The following is an 18,739-nucleotide window of genomic DNA, read 5'->3' as shown; positions in this document are numbered from 1 at the left end:
AAAAATTGTGAAGAGTAACGTAATCGGCGCGGAGTCTAACACTTAGCAGCACACTGTGCCATGAGTAGTTACACATTATGACAATTTTCTTACCTGATACCGTCACAAAATTGATACACACTGGAAAGCTATGATCCCAGCCAAAAAAGTATTAAATACGCTGAATGAACACTGGGGCGTCCTGGAGCTGCTTTTTAAACGCTTTAAGATGGCCGATTTCAGCCTAAAAGATGTGCAAAACATCATCAAATTGAAAAACCCAAACTGGTCAAGTGAACGTATTTATAGAGAAACCAATCGGTTACTAAACCAGGAAATAATTATTCCTCTGGCCAAATCATCGCAACTCGAAATTAACCGAGCCGTGGCCGACTTCGCTAGTTTTTTATTGCAGGAAGAACACCTTGGCCTGGCTGAAGAAATCACAGTATTAGTTAAAGATCTGCAACGACTGGGACAGCGCTTGGCCCAGGCAGGCGATGAAGGTGATCACAGTGAGCTGCGTCGTTTTAGTCGTATTATGGATGAGCGCGTGCGCAAAATCGTCAAGCTGTATCATCATAATGAAAGTGCCATCATGAACCTGGTGGAACAGGCCAAATCAGATCAAGGTAATCTGTCTTTGCAGAAACGCTATCGCGCCGTGATTGAAGCATTTGATGAATATATCGAGCCAATGCTGGAAATGGTCGATATCCACGGGCCCTTCCAAGCCTGCTTTACGACTATAGAGCATCAGATCAGTGAACAGATCGCGCAAATCGAACAACTTGGCCGTGGTGCACAGGACAAACGAATGCTCGAGCAATTGCGTACCCGGATCCTCGATATGCACCTGATCGGGCGTGAGAGCTTAGGTAAAAGTGCCGATATGCTGATGCCACTGCGCGAAGAACTCAGACGCAACACACTCATTACCCGCCAGGCGGCAAAAGTCCTGGGCTTGGTCCGTAAAAATGGCGTTGATCGTATGCTCAGCCCGGTGCAGCCCTACTTTGTCTCAGACATACAGCGTTTCAGCCTGGGTCAGCAACGTCATATGGTGGCTTATATGGCCAGCCTTAGCGAGTTCGAACACGAGGAATATCAATTGCCGGATCAGCAGGATGTGCCTGCATATCAAAGCCCCAATATTCCGGATTATTCGGACGTGCGTAAATCGTTTAAAGGGTCCGGTAAAAAGCGTACCGCCTTGCTTAGCTTTTTGAGTGATCAATATCCGGCACTGGAAGCGGATGAAATGCTGTTCCTGTACCAAAAGCTGATCAGCGATCCAGAACTCGATATCGCCCAAGACGAGCAACAACAGACAATGCAAATCGCCAATACCCGCATTCGACTTTATCCGTTCAGTGCAACGGACAAGCAATCAGATAACCAGAATTAGTACATACCATGACACACATTAATTTAGACGAACTCAGTCAGTTACAGGCGATCAATAAGAAATTGGTCAGTGGCTATCATATCAGCGAGCAGGACACGACACAGTGGCAAGAGTTGGATCAACACATAGAGTCGTATCAGGCACTGTTCAGCGCCCTTGGCCACGACCTACAACACGACAGTCGTGGCTTCTATTATCTGGCCAGCGATGAAAGCACACCTAACATGGGGAAGATCTCCCGTGCCATTGCCCTGACTGTCTTTATCCTGATCGAGCACTTTGCCAACCAAGGTAAAGACCCGCTACGTGCTTTGTTTGACGAAGTACTGGATTTAGAGCTAATGCAGACTCTGGTTCAACTTAATAAACATCTGTTTGATCAGCTTGAGATTTTCTCAGGGTCCGATCTTCGCAAAGACGTGTGCCTGCGTATGGTTCGCCTGGGCCTGGCTCGCGAAGTAGAGCAAGGTTTCTCGCTGCTGGCACCGATATATCGCTATATCGACGCGTTGATGGAAGTGAACGAAGATAACTACGACACACTTGAGGAAGAAGTATGAACAAGCTGTATGGTCTCAGTAAACTCGCCCTGCTCAACACCGCAGGCTATGCCAAGTGTGTGATCCCGCTGAATAAAAGTGCCTCTATCTGTGCCCCAAACAACACAGGTAAGAGTTCAGTGATCAATGCGCTGCAATTCCCGCTTATCAATGATTTACGCCTGACCGAGTGGGATGGTCACGACCTGGAAGAAACCCGCAAGTTCTACTTTTCAAGTGATCAGTCTTACATTCTGCTAGAAGCGAATCTGCCTCATGGAGACGTCGTCATCGGCGTTGCAGGGTTAGGCAAAATTGCCGGTTATGCGCACCAGTTCTTTTGCTATAACGGCAAACTCAACTTGGATGACTTTACCCAGGGAAAAAGCATCATTAAATACACCAAGTTGTTTAATCACTTGCAGGAACAAGGCTTTAAGCCCGTTGAGCTTAAAGCGGCCGAACTGAATGCCTTGCTGACGGGTGGAGCAACGCCGTACGATGGTGACATCAACCTCAAGATGATCCCGCTGAACAACGTCCAGGATGCCGCGGTATACAAAGAGATCTTCCGCCGAATTCTGAACCTGCATAAACTGGGTGCCCATGATGTCAAACGCTTTATGCTCAAAGTCTTTGAGCGTCATATGTCCAACTCCAAAGTCGACTTTTATGAAGTGTGGCGCCGTGCGTTTGATAAAGTAAACCGCTCTCGCCGTGAGCTGAATGCCCTGGAGTCCATGCAGGAACCCATTGCCGCGCTGGAACAAATGATTGAGGGCGAAGCGACCCTCAAAGGCAAACTTGCCGCCTACGCACCTAAGCTCGATAAAGCCATAGTGGAGTTCGATGAGTATCAGCAGAGCCAGATTAGCGAACTCAATGATCAACTTGAGAATATTGAGCAGGAAAAACGCGAATTTGAGGAAAAGCAACAGCTCTATGTGCAACAGTCACGTGATATCGAGCGAAAGCAAACACAGATAGAGCAATGGTTTACTGACTACCACGCGCTCAAATCTGAGTTCGAGCTCACCAACTATGCAACGCTAAAAACCAACCTGACGCTACTGAAAAAAGAGTACGAACAGCTGTCGTTCTCGATAAACAGTGCACAAGGCCAGAGCCTCCACACACTGGACTACCGTATTGGCGAAACGCAAAAGCAAGTCAAGAGTCTGAAACTTCAGTTGAAAAACCTGGAATTCAACCTCTTTACCCGCATGCGTGAAGACCTGTCACTGAAAGAAGTAGAAGAGATCTCTCGGATTCTGAACCCAGATATTTTGTCTTTTGCCACTACAGGGAAAGGCGAAGTAGAGATCAGTGATGACGACGCTTTTGGCGACTTCCTTGCGCAATTATCTGCGGCAGTCAAAGGCGGTGAACTTAAGCTGCCCGGTGCCACCATTAAGCTTAAAAAGCTGGCACCGGTGCAAATGCAAAGCGGCGAAAACAAAACCCAGCTACAGGCGCAGCTGGACGCACTGCAACAGTCACTGCTAGAACTTAAACAACAGCGCGAAGTATCTGCCAATGTGGCCGAAAAACAACAAGAGCGTGATGCACTCTACGATGAACTAATGGCCACCGAAGCGGCATTAAAGCGCTTTGAGCAATTTCAGACCATGGCACAGTCGGCTGAAGCCCAGCAGGCATTACAGGAACAGCTACAAGCTGAGCGCGAGCAGGTAGACGATTATTTACAGGATGTGCAACGTAATGCCGGGTCAATTTCAGATCGCCGCTCTATTATCAAGAGCAAGCAAGATCTGATCCTGCGCCAGGCGGATCGCCTGAAGCAAGTAAAGTCTGAACGCATCGATCATTCGCTTGACTTATATAGTGGCAAACAAACACCTTACCCGATTGAGATTAAGCTGGACTTCGACAACCTGGCCGAAGTGATCCATCAATTTAACAAAGACTGTCAGGAACTACGTAACCTGGATGTCAATGTGCGCAATACTTACCTGCACATCTACAACGCCGGTATTACTAAGTTCGACAACGAGACAGACGATGCGACCAAATACGCTAAGCTCATCAGCGCCTATCACAACATAGATAATGAGCGTGATGCAGTTGAACGTCAGGCCCGGGTAGCACTCACTGAAGTCGCCGCAACCATCAAAGGTCTGCGTGAAGACTTAGATCGCCTGCGCCGGGAAATGAACAGCTTTAATAAAGGGATCAGTCAGCATCGCATCTCAAACCTCAAGGCATTTAAGATCAACGTGATCCCAAGAAAGATGCTAGTTGAGAGTATAGATACCATCATCGCAACATCCGACTTATACGAACAAGGTGAAAGCTTTGACTTGCTCAGCGAGCAACCCGCCGACAGCAATGCAGTCAACGAAGCCAAAGATCACATTATCAAGCTAGCCAGCGACAAAGCTGGTCTAACACTCACCGATCTATTTGATATTCGCTTTGAAGTGGTAAACCGCGCTGGCGATACGGAGCATTTTGACAAAATTGACTCTGCCGGCTCAAATGGTACTCGGATCACCATTAAACTCCTGTGCGGTATGTTGTTTATCCGTTACTTACTGTCAGATCAGGAGCAGGCAATGTATCGCATTCCCATCTATATTGATGAAGCAGCCGATATTGACCCGCAGAACCAAAAGGCGATCATCGAAACCGCCCTCAGCTTTGGCTTTGTGCCGATTTTCGCCTCGGTTAAACCGCAAATAAGCTGTGATTATCTGGTGCCGATCCGCAGCGTCAATCAGGGCAGCCAGAACTGGGTTGACGAAAAAGACTGGATCGAAGTCGAACACAATTAATATCAAAAGGGCACAATTGAGTGCCCTTTTTTGTGATGATCTTCGTGCTTTAACTGTCGTATACTAAGGTAAGCGTTAGATTTTTTGTTTTTAAGGAGTAAACCATGCTGAACCAATTTAAAAAATACCTTGTCAGCACCAGGACCTTTGCCGTCGTGGCAAGTTTACTGATGCTCAGTGCCTGTGGCACCACCCCGGACTGGGATTACGACAAGTCTGTTGAATTTACAAACTACAAAACCTATGCCTGGTCAGCAGAAGCCAGCCTGCAAGCTCGGCCGCAAAATTATCAGATCAACGGGTTAATGGAAAAACGCATTCGTAATGCCATTACTGAGCAAATGGCAAATCAGGGATTCAAGCTGGTTGATGCCACAGTGGCTGATATACTGATCAACTATCATGTCGCAGTTGATAAAAAACTGGAAGTGGATACTTTTAAAGTCAGCTATGGTGCGCGTTGGAGCTACTGGGGTTGGGGCGTAGACCACCATACGACAGCAAGAGAGTACAAGGTAGGCACACTTGTGGTAGACATTATTGACCGCACTTCTAATCAGCTGGTCTGGCGCGGTGCCAAAGAAAGCAGAATACGTGCTAAACAAACGCCGGAGCAACGTACCGAGTCTATTAACAAAACCGTTGCTGAAATCCTGGCTAACTTCCCACCTGAAATCCAGCACTAAATCATCATTCATAAGCCGGTGTTATCTGTACGATATCACCGGCTATATAATGTCCAAACCAGGTTCAGTTAGAATTTATAACCAAACTTCAGGTAGGCCTGACGACCCAGAGCACTGTGGGTTTTGTTATCAATCCCCATCGACTCAGATGGAGCCAGCGGCGCCTCTTCATTCAACAAATTTGACGCACCTAAGGTTACTGTTAGTTTGTCGTAACCGACATAACTGACACTGGTATCAACCGTCGTCCAGGAGTCAATTTCATACTTGTTCCCATTGCTGTCTGCCAGATCTAAATTCTTATCGACATAATTGAAACTCAGGTTGGCAACAAAGTCATCCATTGACCAATCAACCCCTGCTGTCCAGCGGTATTTCGGGTGCTGATACTCACCATTAAGATCTTCTACGACGGTGCTGGTATTACCGGCGTCATCACTTTCCAATGACTGCTCTTCAAAATTCAGCGTATAAGTCAGATTGTAATTGAAGCGGAACTCACCCATATCAGACGTATTCAGCAAATATTCGATGTCCAGATCTAAACCATCCGTTTCTCGGCCACCAATATTCACAAAGGTATCGTTGATTGTCAGGATTTGACCTAAGGTACTTCCCTGATTCGGTGCACGCACCACCAGATTCGGATCGGTACCACAACAATCAACCAATTTCTGAGCACCAATTTTCTTAATCAAATCTTCCTGATCATAGTTCCAATAGTCCACGCCAATACTGAAGGTATCCGTCGCCTGCCAAATCACGCCCAGATTGAAGTTTTCCGACTCTTCTGGCTGCAATTGCTTATTACCTGCGACGATTGCTGTATATTCAGTCGGTGAACAATCGGCATCATCACCTGTTTGTTTACAACGCTCTTTATCAATCACGCTTGGTGATTCATCAGTGCGGCCCAGATGTAACTGAACAAGCGAAGGTGCACGGAATGCTGTTCCCCAGGAGCCGCGAACTACCACAGAATCGATGGGCGTCCAGCGAAATGCCACCTTAGGATCGGTCGTATTACCGAAATCGCTATAGTCTTCATGACGTAGTGCAAGTTGAAGCTCTAAGTTCTCCAGTAACGGGGCACTGAATTCCGCGAATATTGCGGTATTATCGCGGTCACCATTCGCCTGAGTGGCTTCTGTACCAAAGATCTCTCCTCGGATATACTGACTATCCGGGTTATCTTCAATTTTTTCATAGCGGTGCTCAAAACCAAATGCCGCCGACACATAACCATCCCCAAATTCAAACAATTCACCAGAAATAGTACCGTCTAATGACTGCATAGTGGATGAGCCGTAACGCGTTGTAGTGGTCTCAAAGAAATCCAACCCTGCCTGTGTATTCGTGCTGGGTTCAAACGGGTTCCAAAGCCCTGTATCAATTGCTTGCTGGGCACGCAATTTGTTCGGGAAACCATCGAAGCCTTTTTCGACAGCACTGGAACGAATCGCGGAATACGCAAACTCCCACTCCCAGTCCTGCCACTGACCTCGCATACCCATCACAGCGCGATAGTATTCTGAGTCGACGTCTTTCTTTCGGTTACCAATGTCTACGGTACGACGGCGCATTGAGATATCTACACCATGCAGGTAATGACCGGGCTGATCAGCTAAGGGGTGATTAGGGTTATCACCTGCCATATTCAGCTCCGTAAAGCTTGGGCTACCGGCCCCCTGGATAAAGGTTGAGGCATGTTGCGCTGAAAATTCCGCAAAACCTTCAACACCGTCCATGATCTCCTGTACACCATTATAGTTAAAAGTAACTCGCTCAGTTGAAGGCACTAAACTCATATGTGGTGCGTAATCATAACGACAAACTTCGTTTATGATCATATCAGCCGGGCAAACATCATTTCCCCACTCGTCAGCGAACAAAGTTTGACGAACCTGAGTACCATCATCCTCGGTACGCACTACTGGCAGCCGTTCCCACTGCTCATCTGTCAACATACTGCGTACTACTTCAATGCTGCCAGGGAAGCCAGACGAGCTCAGTGAGTTATTACCGCCCCGGAAAGTCTGATCAGCCGTTGCCGTATAATCTCTGTCTGAATAAAAAATATCGCCGCGCTTAAAGTAGTCAAGCGTAAAGTTGTGATGACCTTTACTGGTTGAGTTACCCCATAATAAAGTGAAATTTTGCTCTTCTCCGCCACCGTCTGAGGTATCAGAAATTTTAGCCGCCACCTCAAAACCATCGATGTCGTTGCGCAGGATAATGTTAATCACCCCCGCAACCGCATCTGAACCATAGGTTGCCGATGCCCCGTCTTTTAACACATCAACACGCTTTACTGCTGAAACCGGTATAGTGTTTAAATCAACAAATGACGTTTCAATGTCTTTTGCAAACGGACTGACCGCAACCCGTCGCCCGTTAATCAATACCAAAGTAGATGATGCCCCAAGCCCACGAAGCGCAACGCTGGAGCCACCGTTTGCCGTATCATCACTCGAGTTTCCTTGTGTACTAAAAGTACCAGTACCTGCGACTGGCAACTTTTGTAACGCACCTATCAGGTCGGTTGAACCTGTTGCGGCCAGATCAGCCGCAGAGATGCTTTGTACTGGCGAAGGTCCTTCCATATCAGAGCGCTTGATATGCGAACCTGTAACTTCTATGCGTTCTACTTCACCCTCTTCAGCCTTCGCTGCTTGTAGGCTACCTGCAAGTACTGTTGAAACTGCCAGTGCAGTGAGTGTAATCCCCTTTTTCATTCTTCCTCTTCTCCATAGTGTTAATTATATTTGTAATTGCAAATATTTTATAACACACAGAAAACAACTTAAGAACACATAAATACAAAACATCAAACTTAAAAAAACAAAAAAGGTTATAGATTAAGCAAACACTAGATTTTCACGGCCCAAGAGTGAATTTTTCGCTGAGATCAAAAAGCCCGGCATACCAGGCCGGGCTTTTAGTTGCATTGATAGCAAATATTTAGATAGCAGTATTATTGATATTTTTAATAAACTGCTTAACAGGTACATCGTTACACTTCAGGTTACGAGCCTGATGACGGTATTTATCCAGGCTAGATAGTCCCTCTTTAGCCGCCTTAAGACATAATTCAGTTGCAACCGTTCCATTTTTAGCCACAAGCTTTACTTTTGCTTGCTCATTCGCCGACTCAGCTTTAACTTGCTTGGCAAATGAACGAATGTCTTCGCCGTTACACTCAAGTGTTTTGGAAAAACGTGATACGAATACACCGTGCTTGGAACCATACGCACGTGCAGCACTCAGACCTTGCTCTGCCGCGATAGCGCATACTTTAGATTCTGGTGATGCATTACCGCTCACAACCTGTGCGCCAGCAGAAGCAGAAAAAGATGCAATCGAGATCAGTGTAACAAGAGAGAGAGACTTAAACATAATTTACCCCAAATGAACGAATTGGTGCGCATTATATATACAAGATATTCCGTGTAAATGGTAAAAACAAACTTTCCTGATCATTTAATAGCCTATTCACAACTCCCTAATCAGGCGCTTTAAAGCGGTTACAATTTTCGCGTTCATTAACAAATCAACGCATCATAAATACCGCTTTATGGAACGCAAATAACACCCACAGATAAGCTGTCTTCAAGCCCAATTACTAACAATGTAAAATCGCACTACCCTCTCCATTCACGCAGACATAAGTGATAGACTTACCATCACTTTATTCTGCACATTAAAGAACAACAACTATGAAAGTTATCTCATTCAATATAAATGGTCTGCGTGCCCGCCTGCATCAACTCCAGGCTCTGATCGACAAGCATCAACCTGATGTCATCGGTTTGCAGGAAATTAAAGTCCATGATGAAGCCTTCCCAGTTGCTGACGTTGAAGCGATGGGCTACCACGTCTATTTTCACGGTCAAAAAGCCCACTATGGTGTAGCACTGCTCTCAAAAAAGCCGGCTAAACAGATCCAAAAGGGATTCTCAACAGACACAGAAGAGTCACAAAAGCGCATGATAATCGGCACCTTTGAAAGCGATAGCGGTGAAGATGTTACGGTTATGAATGGTTACTTCCCACAGGGTGACAACATTAACCACGAAACCAAGTTTCCGTATAAACGTCAATTTTATGTGGATTTGATGACCCACCTGGAAAACACTGCCGATAACAGTGAGCATTTAATTGTAATGGGTGACATTAATATTTCTCCTGTCGATCTGGATATTGGCATCGGTGAACCTAATCGTAAGCGCTGGCTAAAAACGGGCAAGTGTTCATTCCAGCCCATAGAACGTGAATGGCTGCAAACCTTACTCGACTGGGGCCTGAAAGATACTTTCCGTGAGCTAACACCGGATGCAAGCGAAAAGTACTCGTGGTTTGACTATCGTTCTAAAGGGTTTGACGACAACCGCGGCCTGCGCATCGACGTTGTCCTTGCCACTGCGCCATTGATGGCCAAATGTGTTGAAAGTGACATCGACTATGAGCTGCGCGGTATCGAAAAACCATCAGATCATGCGCCAATCTGGGCGACTTTTGACCTGTAACTGACATGTTCACAGCACTCATGGCCATGGGCTTATTCGCCCTGAGCTTCAACAAACAGCAGTACCAGGCATTGCTACAAACACCGGCAAGACAAACCGGCGTACTCGCATGTGCTCTGGTGCTGGCGTTGCTGTGGCAGATCCAGGCTGGCATCTTGCCACACCTGTCCATCCATATATTGGGGATCACTGCAGCAACTCTCACGCTCGGTTGGCATATGGGCCTGTTATCCACCACGCTCGCAACTTTGCTCAGTTATTTCTTTGGCCCCATGCCCATCGATAACTTGTGGACATTCTGGCTATTTACCGCGCTACTTCCGGTTTACCTCAGCTACGGCCTGTTTTTACTCTGTTATCACTTTCTCAATCGCCATTTCTTTGTCTATATCTTTGTCTGTGCATTTTTGTGCGGAGGCCTGGTTGCAGCCAGTAAAATAGCGATAAGTGCACTATATTACCTGAGTATCGGCCTTTATGACTGGCCTGTGCTGGTCGACAATTATATCTTTTATGCGATCATCATGTGGTTCCCGGAAGCCATGCTTAATGGCATGGCCATCACCTTACTGATCACTTACCGCCCACACTGGGTTAAAACTTTTTATGATAGGGATTACTTAGATAAATGACGCTACATTATCGCTGCCCCATTTGCTCAGCGCCTTTGGCTGAGCAACACAAAACGCTGCATTGTGAGCACAATCATCAATTTGATGTAGCGAAAGAAGGGTATGTTAATCTCCTCCCGGTCCAGTTTAAGAAATCCCGTCAGCCGGGTGATAATTTGGATATGGTTCAGGCTCGGCGAAACTTTTTTGCCACCGAGCACTATCAATTTTTACAAACTCATCTGGCGCGCACCATAGCCGCGCTGCCCTGTGGATCTGTTATCGATATGGGCTGTGGAGAGGGCTTTTATACCCTGGCAATTGCCAACGCCCTGCCTGCAACCAGCCAGGTATTTGGTGTAGACATCTCAAAACCGGCTATCCGTTATGCGGCAAAACGCTACCCTCAGGTCCAGTTCAGCGTTGCTTCGATCAAAGATGCACCGTTTGTGGAACATGAAGCAGATGTGTTGCTGAGTGTTTTTGCGCCGGTATTTGCTGATGAAATGGCCCGTTTACTCAAACCTGATGGCCAGTTGCTGGTTGTCAGCCCTGGTCCTAAGCACTTGTACGAGCTTAAAACACATATTTACGATGAAGTGAGATTACATGACGCACCGGATTGCCCACAGGGCTTTACTGAAGTAGTTCAGGAGCACCTCGAACAGACGCATAAAGTCTCAACAGACGTCATTAAGCACTTGATCAAAATGACGCCTTTTGCGTGGAAGTTTAAAGAAAGCCATTACCAGACATTAGAGCAGGCAAACTTCCATGAAGTGACGTTTTCTTTTCTGATCACTCGCTATCAAAAATCTGAACAGTTGACTGATTAATCCTTTTAGAACAAAAAAACCTCTGACATATCAGAGGTTTTCTTTTGCAAATGCTTTGTCCATTTTCTCAAACATATCGTTTAGCAGTTTCGCCAATTCACGATACTTGGGGTCTCGTGCAGCATCGGCCTGATACCCATTAGCCACCATTTTGTGATAAAGCTCCTTATACCAACTATTCAAAGCCGGATTCAACCGTGTATCAGCCCGCTTACCCAGCCAGAGCAACCCCTGGACAGGCAAAGACAAGAAGAACAACGCAATCGTAATAGCCTGAGGTAAATAAGCCATTCCCAAGTATGAAGTCTGGATAAAGACCGAAATAATCGCCAGCGCAGGCATCACCTGAAGGGCAAACTCAGTGGCTTTGATCACTCTGAATTCGGGAAATAACAGCGTCAATTCCTTGCGCATTGGCCATTCTTTGGCGTACTGACGTCCAAGTTGCACTTGTGAAATAAGACTTTTCTGCATCATAACTCCCGGGTGCGAGGGAAAACTCTCTGCGCATTATATTGATTTAAAACCGCAACGGGCAACTTACATTTAGTCAATTCCAGGAAACCAAGCAACACCATTAACCCATTGCTTACCTGCCATCGACTAGCGCTTGCTTAACAATCAATAAAACTCGCAATAAAACACGATAAACCAATATCGATGGCCTAACGTTTCTCAAAAAAATCGGGTAAAATTAACTTTATACTCGTCAATTATACCTTAGTCTAATATTAAGCTAAACGCGCCTTTTCATTTAGCTTAATACGCAATAACAGTTATTGTCAAAACGGATAGTCATTATGTCATCTACCCATGTTCTGGTACTCAATTGTGGCAGCTCCAGCCTCAAGTTCGCAATCATAGACCCAACAACCACTCAGGAACACCTTTCTGGCCTCGCTGAACGCCTTGGCGAAGACAGCCCACAAATTAAATATAAACACGATGGCGAAAAACACATCATCTCACTCAATGCAGGCGATGCACATCAAATTGCTATCGACAAACTCGTCGAGCTGGTCAAATCCCTGGGTCTGGACAAAGAACTGGTTGCCGTGGGTCATCGCGTCGTACATGGCGGTGAGCACTTCACACAATCCGCACTGATAGATGACACAGTACATCAGGCCATCGTTAAAACAGCGGATCTGGCGCCATTGCATAATCCAGCTAACCTGTTGGGTATTGACGCAGCAACGCAGGCATTTAGCCACTTACCCCAAATTGCCGTCTTTGATACTGCGTTCCATCAGAGCATGGCTCCCAGTGCCTACCTGTACGCTTTGCCTTATGACCTGTATAAAACCCATGGTATTCGTCGCTATGGTTTCCATGGTACCAGCCACTACTTTGTATCGACTCAGGCCATCAAAGCATTAGGGCTTGAGCAGAAAAGTTCTCGTATTATTACTGCGCACCTCGGTAATGGGTGCTCAGTGTGTGCGATAAAAGACGGAAAATCCGTCGATACCAGCATGGGGCTCACGCCACTGGAGGGTCTGATCATGGGCACTCGCAGTGGCGACATCGATCCGGGGCTTTTCTCCTATCTGGTTAATCAGCTTAATTACAGCGTTGAGCAAGTCGACACGTTACTAAACAAACAAAGTGGCCTGTTGGGGATCAGCGAATTGTCTAATGACTGCCGTACCATTGAAGAAGCGGCAGCGGACGGACACCCACAAGCAACGCTGGCACTGGAGATGTTCTGTTATCGCTTAGCTAAACAAATTGCCAGTTTTGCCGTGCCTCTGGGTGGCGTAGATGCCGTGGTGTTCACCGGCGGTATTGGCGAGAATTCAGATGTGATCCGGGCAAAAGTTGTCGAGCAACTCGGATTCTTGGGTATGACCATTGATAAGACAGCAAACCTGGATGCTCGCTTTGGCAAACAGGGCGAAATTACACGCACAGGTACTGGCCCCAAAGCATTAGTCATCCCTACCAATGAAGAGTGGGTGATTGCCCATGATGCAGCGCAACTGGCACAGGAGCAATAAGCCATGAGCCGTCGTATTATGTTAATCCCTATTTCCACCGGTGTTGGCTTAACGTCAGTGTCAGTTGGGATAGTCCGTGCACTAGAACAAAAAGCCGTTGCGGTTAACTTTTTTAAACCGATTGCACAACCACGAAAAGAAGACACCGGCCCTGAAAAATCAACTTTAATCGTACAACAAGGCTCTTCGATTTCTCCACCAAAACCGTTTGAGCTCAGCTACGCAGAGCAAATGATCGGTGACGGGAAAGGCGACGATTTACTGGAAGAAATTGTTGAGCGCTTTGAAAGCGCTATCAACCCGGGTGAAGTAGCTATCATCGAGGGGATGGTCCCTACCCGCCGTCAGCCTTATGCAGGTCGTGTCAATCGGGAAATCGCGCAAACGCTCGGTGCGGACATCGTATTTGTGCTCACCCCGGGTAATGACAGCAATGATCAACTTGAGGATCGTCTGGAGATTGCCGCCGGTAACTATGGTGGCGTCGACCATCCGCGGGTACTGGGTTGCATCTTTAACAAAGTAAACGCACCGTTGGACGAAGATGGCCGAGCGCGCGCAGATCTGGTTGATCAACATGAGCCCGAGCAGCTTGAAAATGAACTGCACAGGCTCGCCTCGTTACCCGTCTTCCGTAAACACCCATTTATGTTGCTGGGCGCTATCCCCTGGGACTTTGATCTTGTGGCGCCACGTGTCGTTGATCTGAGTAATTACCTGGGTGCAGAAGTGATAAACGCAGGAGACATGGCGCACCGACGTTTAAGACGCGTGACCTTTTGTGCCAGAACAGTGTCAAATATCCTGAACCATTTTACGCCAGGTGCACTCTTGGTTACGCCGGGTGATCGTTCTGACATTCTCGTTGCTGGCTGTCTGAGTGCCATGAACGGCACTAAGCTGGGTGCCATTTTGCTCACCGGTGGTTTCAAACCAGAAGCCAAAATCATGGAGCTGTGTGAGCAGGCTATGGCAACTGGCCTGCCTATCTTGGCGACCACAGCCGATACCTGGCGAACATCTTTGCTGCTGCACAATTTCAACATGGAAGTGCCTGCTGACGATGAACAGCGTATCGACAAAGTAAAGCAGCATAACGCTGATAACATTGATGCTGAATGGCTGGATTCGTTGGCTCAGGGTGTAGCCCGAACACGAAAATTATCGCCGCCAGCCTTTCGCTTCTTATTGACCGATTCTGCGCGAAAAGCAAACAAGACCATAGTACTGCCGGAAGGTAACGAGCCTCGTACAATTAAAGCGGCAGCAATTTGTGGCGAGCGTGGGATTGCTAAAACGGTACTACTGGGTGAGCGCGAAGAGATAGAACGTATCGCTGCACAACAAGGTGTTGAGCTCAACGACAATGTCACCATTCTAGACCCGCAGGAAGAAGTTGAGAAGTACATTGCACCTATGGTTGAACTGCGCAAAAACAAAGGCCTGACTGAAGTGGTCGCTGCTGAGCAGTTACAAGACAATGTGGTACTGGGAACTATGATGCTGGCTGAAGATAAGGTCGATGGCCTGGTATCAGGTGCAGTCAACACCACTGCAAACACGATCCGTCCGCCACTTCAGCTCATCAAAACGGCCCCGGATTCATCCCTGGTTAGCTCCGTGTTCTTTATGCTGCTGCCCGATCAGGTCCTCGTTTATGGTGACTGTGCCATTAACCCTGATCCAACCGCAGAGCAACTGGCTGATATCGCGATTCAATCTGCTGAGTCTGCCGCCGCATTTGGCATTGAGCCCAAAGTAGCCATGATCAGTTATAGTACGGGTACTTCTGGACAGGGGGCTGACGTAGACAAGGTACGTGAGGCAACCCGCATTGCGCAGGAAAAACGCCCGGATCTCGATATTGACGGACCGCTACAGTACGACGCTGCTATCATGGAAAATGTGGCACGTAAGAAAGCGCCGAACAGTAAAGTTGCAGGCAAGGCGACAGTGTTTGTATTCCCGGACCTCAATACTGGTAACACCACCTACAAAGCCGTTCAGCGGAGTGCCGATCTGATCAGTATTGGACCCATGCTACAAGGTATGCGTAAGCCCGTGAACGACCTTAGCCGTGGTGCACTGGTTGATGATATCGTGTATACCATTGCACTGACCGCAATCCAGGCGGGACAAAACGACCACTAACATCTCCGGATTACCCATAGTATAATTCGGGAAGTTCGCCTACTTCCCGAATTATAACCTGACAGGCTGTGCAGCCAACGGAAAAAGGTTTCTTTTGGCCATGCTTGACTATACTATTACAGAGTCACAGGTGTCGGGACTCGGATATGTCGAAGCAAACATTACAGGTATTGCCACACAATTTTACCATCCATAGTCTGGATAGTGATCAGGCTGTGCCCGCCGAAGTAATGTCAGCTGAGATCTTCTTCATCGCCAAAACCTCTGAAGAACTCTCAATTGTCTGCCCCAGCGACCTGGTTTTTAATAGTTTCGCCACTGAGCCACACTGGCGCGCACTGGAAGTCATTGGCCCACTTGGTTTTTCACTCACAGGCATCATGGCCAATATATCTGGCGTCTTGGCCAGTGCCAATGTCTCCATTTTTTCCATTTCCACCTACGACACTGACTATATTCTGGTTAAAGAAGCCCAACTTCCTGACGCTATTAAGGCGCTCAAAAAAGACGGATACCTGTTTGTCTGATGCATTTATCACAGCAAATTAATTACGCCCCCATTGCCCAAATTGCTAACCCAATCATGCATATTGCCAGCCCCTTTACGGGCAAGGTCCACCCTGCAAGTCGGCACCCAGAGGCGTTATTTTCAAGCGGTATGCTGGGCCCCGGTGTCTGTGTAAAATTGAATTCGGCGATGATGCTGGCACCCTGCCCTGCCAAGGTAGAAAAAATCAGTCAACATGGCTGTGAGTTTGTCCTGAGAACAAAATCGGGATTGCTCCTGCTATTGCACCTTCTGATCCCGGCAGAGTACCGTAGAACAGAACATCTCATCCAGCACAGCTATGGCAAAAAGCACGTCGCGATGGGAGATATCTTGTGCTACTTCGATGTACCGAGCGATGTTGATGTGCTGGGCACCCTGTTATTGCTCAATGCAGACAAACTGGGACCATGTTATTATCCTTTAAATCAAGTCACTGCGGGTAAAGATCCGCTTATCACATTATCCAGAGCATGTAATTTATGACCACCATTATGTACGGTATCAGCAACTGCGATACGATTAAAAAAGCAAAGAAATTCCTTGAACAAAACGACATCAATTACACCTTTCACGACTACCGCAAAGACGGGCTCGACGCGCAAATGCTAGCTGAATTTGTTGCGGCACTGGGCTGGGAAAACGTACTGAACAAACGTGGTACTACCTATCGTGGACTCAGCGATGAAGACAAACAAAACCTGGACGCTGACAGTGCACAAACACATATGTTAGCCGCCCCCGCCATGATAAAGCGCCCTATTCTGCTGCACGCAGGCCAATATCACCTGGGCTTTAAAGCGCCGCAATATCAGGAAATTTTCTCGCTATGAGTGAGACACACAGTGACGTAGTCGCACTGGCCAGGGCACTTATCCAACGCCCTTCAGTCACCCCTGAGGATGCCGGGTGTCAGGCAATGATTAATGCTCGCCTGAGTGCGCTGGGGTTTAATGTCGAAGAGCACTTCTTCGTTGATACGCTCAATACCTGGGCACGCAAAGGAGATGAGGGGCCACACTTTTGCTTTGCAGGCCACACCGACGTGGTGCCCGTTGGCAACGAACGTGACTGGCAATACCCGCCTTTTTCAGGTGAAATCCACGACGGTATGCTGCATGGCCGTGGTGCTGCCGATATGAAAGGCTCACTGGCTGCTATGGTGGTGGCGACTGAACGTTTTGTCACGCGTTTTCCAGACCACAAAGGGTCGATCAGCTTTTTAGTAACCTCTGACGAGGAGGGCCCCTTTGTCAATGGCACCACCAAGGTAGTGGATCTGCTTGAAGCAAGAAATGAAAAAATAGACATGTGTTTGGTTGGCGAACCGTCGTCCAGGGACCAACTTGGTGATGTGGTTAAAAACGGCCGTCGTGGCTCGCTCACGGGACACCTGACCATTAAAGGAGTACAAGGCCATGTTGCCTACCCTCACTTAGCCAAGAATCCAATCCACCTGAGTACACCCGCACTGACTGAGCTCAGCACAGCGCAATGGGATCAGGGCAATGCTTTTTTCCCGGCTACCAGTTTTCAGATCTCGAATATCCACGGCGGCACCGGAGCCGGTAATGTCATCCCTGGCAGCCTGGATGTGCAGTTTAATTTTCGTTTTAGTACCGAAGTCACCGCAGAGCAACTCAAGGCACGTGTGACCGAGATACTCGACAAACATAGCCTTGACTATGAGCTTCACTGGACACTCAACGGTCTGCCCTTTTTGACAGAGCCAGGACCCTTACTGAGTGTAACCCTGGACGCCATCAAAACAGTCACCGGGATTGATTCGAACCCGGAAACCACTGGCGGAACATCGGACGGTCGCTTCATCGCGCAAACTGGTTGTAAAGTGATTGAACTGGGCCCAGTGAATGCCACTATCCATCAGGTCAATGAATGTGTGAGTACGGAATCGCTCGAGCAGCTTGCGGAAATCTATGAGTTAATTCTGGAAAAGCTACTTACATGAGCCAACTCAGCACGCTTGCCTCACAGGCATCTGGCCTCTCCACCAGCCATTTGGTTGAGTTCAATAATGTGTATGTGCACAGTGCCGTACAACGTGATCTCAGCGCGCTTAGCAAAGCTGCCGAGCGCGCTGGATTTGCTTTCAGTATCGCCTCGGCACATCGTGACTTTCATCGTCAGTGCCTGATCTGGAACAACAAGATTAAAGGCATACGCCCGGTATTGAACAATCAAAATGAACCAGTTGACCTGTCTTTGCTATCGCCACAAGCACGTGTTCACGCAATCATGCTCTACTCGGCGCTGCCAGGGGCAAGCCGACATCACTTTGGCACCGATCTGGACGTTTACGCGCGCAACTGTCTGCCTGACGGACAGCAGCTTCAACTCGAACCCTGGGAATATGAGCGAGATGGACCTTTTGGCGAATTTAATGTCTGGCTGAGCGAACATTTGGCAGAATTTGGGTTCTTTCGACCCTATCAGCGTTACCAGGGCGGTGTTGCGGCTGAGCCCTGGCATATCAGTCACCGTAGTCGTGCGACAGAAATGATGACGGCGTTATCGTTGGAAACATTGACAACTGTTATCAGTACTCATGACGTTGCAGCGAAGGAAACAATTTTGGCTATGCTGCCAACGCTGTACGACCAGTACGTTGACAACATATGTGACTAAATCAGCAATACAGAA

17 protein-coding genes are annotated in these 18,739 nt (G+C 47.6%); 14 read left to right on the top strand and 3 right to left on the bottom strand.

The window, feature by feature from the left end:
* The first annotated feature begins 130 nt into the window (after window positions 1-130).
* The 4 genes from IY568_RS09335 (at window position 131) to IY568_RS09320 (ending at window position 5,407) form a co-directional block, all read left to right on the top strand.
* Window positions 131-1,387, top strand: a complete 1,257-nt coding sequence (locus IY568_RS09335) for a hypothetical protein (protein WP_194867402.1) — start codon at window positions 131-133, stop codon at window positions 1,385-1,387.
* An 8-nt stretch (window positions 1,388-1,395) separates the two neighbouring features.
* Window positions 1,396-1,947 (top strand): condensin complex protein MksE, encoded by a 552-nt coding sequence (locus IY568_RS09330; RefSeq protein WP_125564001.1) that lies wholly within the window; start codon window positions 1,396-1,398, stop codon window positions 1,945-1,947.
* Entirely contained in the window at window positions 1,944-4,721 is a 2,778-nt protein-coding gene (locus tag IY568_RS09325) for an ATPase (protein ID WP_194867401.1), read from the top strand. Before IY568_RS09330 ends, IY568_RS09325 begins: the two co-directional genes overlap by 4 nt.
* Before the next feature lie 104 nt (window positions 4,722-4,825).
* Window positions 4,826-5,407 carry a DUF4136 domain-containing protein gene (locus tag IY568_RS09320; protein ID WP_125563999.1) on the top strand — a complete coding sequence of 194 codons (582 nt, stop codon included), beginning with the start codon at window positions 4,826-4,828 and terminating at the stop codon, window positions 5,405-5,407.
* 68 nt (window positions 5,408-5,475) lie between these two features.
* Here the strand turns inward: IY568_RS09320 and IY568_RS09315 are convergent, their stop codons facing one another.
* Together IY568_RS09315 and IY568_RS09310 are read right to left on the bottom strand one after the other, a co-directional pair.
* Window positions 5,476-8,142, bottom strand: coding sequence for a TonB-dependent receptor plug domain-containing protein (locus tag IY568_RS09315; RefSeq protein WP_194867400.1), 2,667 nt, complete (start codon window positions 8,140-8,142; stop codon window positions 5,476-5,478).
* A gap of 226 nt (window positions 8,143-8,368) precedes the next feature.
* The gene (locus IY568_RS09310; protein ID WP_125563995.1) at window positions 8,369-8,803 is read right to left on the bottom strand and encodes an exonuclease III; all 435 of its coding nucleotides are present in this window, start codon (window positions 8,801-8,803) and stop codon (window positions 8,369-8,371) included.
* Window positions 8,804-9,123: 320 nt separating this feature from the next.
* Between IY568_RS09310 and xthA the strand changes: the two genes are divergently transcribed.
* The 3 genes from xthA to rlmA are packed head-to-tail and all read left to right on the top strand — an operon-like array spanning window position 9,124 to window position 11,380.
* Window positions 9,124-9,933 carry an exodeoxyribonuclease III gene (xthA, locus tag IY568_RS09305; protein WP_125563993.1) on the top strand — a complete coding sequence of 270 codons (810 nt, stop codon included), beginning with the start codon at window positions 9,124-9,126 and terminating at the stop codon, window positions 9,931-9,933.
* Between the two features lie 5 nt (window positions 9,934-9,938).
* Window positions 9,939-10,565 carry an energy-coupling factor ABC transporter permease gene (locus tag IY568_RS09300; protein ID WP_125563991.1) on the top strand — a complete coding sequence of 209 codons (627 nt, stop codon included), beginning with the start codon at window positions 9,939-9,941 and terminating at the stop codon, window positions 10,563-10,565.
* Window positions 10,562-11,380, top strand: coding sequence for a 23S rRNA (guanine(745)-N(1))-methyltransferase (rlmA, locus tag IY568_RS09295; RefSeq protein WP_194867399.1), 819 nt, complete (start codon window positions 10,562-10,564; stop codon window positions 11,378-11,380). Before IY568_RS09300 ends, rlmA begins: the two co-directional genes overlap by 4 nt.
* 30 nt (window positions 11,381-11,410) lie before the next feature.
* Here rlmA and yfbV read toward each other — a convergent pair whose 3' ends face one another.
* A complete protein-coding gene (gene yfbV / locus IY568_RS09290; protein WP_125563988.1) occupies window positions 11,411-11,854 on the bottom strand; it encodes a terminus macrodomain insulation protein YfbV in 444 nt (147 codons plus the stop codon).
* Window positions 11,855-12,180: 326 nt separating this feature from the next.
* Between yfbV and IY568_RS09285 the strand changes: the two genes are divergently transcribed.
* The 7 genes from IY568_RS09285 to IY568_RS09255 all read left to right on the top strand — a co-directional run bounded on the left by IY568_RS09285 (window position 12,181) and on the right by IY568_RS09255 (window position 18,724).
* Window positions 12,181-13,380, top strand: coding sequence for an acetate kinase (locus IY568_RS09285; RefSeq protein ID WP_125563987.1), 1,200 nt, complete (start codon window positions 12,181-12,183; stop codon window positions 13,378-13,380).
* A gap of 3 nt (window positions 13,381-13,383) precedes the next feature.
* On the top strand, window positions 13,384-15,531 hold the full coding sequence (gene pta, locus IY568_RS09280) for a phosphate acetyltransferase (protein ID WP_194867398.1): 2,148 nt from the start codon (window positions 13,384-13,386) through the stop codon (window positions 15,529-15,531).
* Between the two features lie 146 nt (window positions 15,532-15,677).
* Window positions 15,678-16,058: an ACT domain-containing protein gene (locus IY568_RS09275; RefSeq protein ID WP_010381627.1), complete on the top strand. Its 381-nt coding sequence runs from the start codon at window positions 15,678-15,680 to the stop codon at window positions 16,056-16,058.
* Window positions 16,058-16,564, top strand: coding sequence for a PTS glucose transporter subunit IIA (locus tag IY568_RS09270; protein ID WP_125563983.1), 507 nt, complete (start codon window positions 16,058-16,060; stop codon window positions 16,562-16,564). Before IY568_RS09275 ends, IY568_RS09270 begins: the two co-directional genes overlap by 1 nt.
* Window positions 16,561-16,911: an ArsC family reductase gene (locus tag IY568_RS09265; protein ID WP_125563981.1), complete on the top strand. Its 351-nt coding sequence runs from the start codon at window positions 16,561-16,563 to the stop codon at window positions 16,909-16,911. Before IY568_RS09270 ends, IY568_RS09265 begins: the two co-directional genes overlap by 4 nt.
* Window positions 16,908-18,047: a succinyl-diaminopimelate desuccinylase gene (gene dapE / locus IY568_RS09260; RefSeq protein ID WP_194867397.1), complete on the top strand. Its 1,140-nt coding sequence runs from the start codon at window positions 16,908-16,910 to the stop codon at window positions 18,045-18,047. Before IY568_RS09265 ends, dapE begins: the two co-directional genes overlap by 4 nt.
* Window positions 18,044-18,724: a M15 family metallopeptidase gene (locus IY568_RS09255; protein WP_194867396.1), complete on the top strand. Its 681-nt coding sequence runs from the start codon at window positions 18,044-18,046 to the stop codon at window positions 18,722-18,724. Before dapE ends, IY568_RS09255 begins: the two co-directional genes overlap by 4 nt.
* Window positions 18,725-18,739 lie beyond the last annotated feature (15 nt).

This window comes from Pseudoalteromonas sp. PPB1 (assembly GCF_015356275.1).
GTDB lineage: Bacteria > Pseudomonadota > Gammaproteobacteria > Enterobacterales > Alteromonadaceae > Pseudoalteromonas > Pseudoalteromonas rubra_D.
This window is presented reverse-complemented; position numbering and strand designations above follow the sequence as displayed.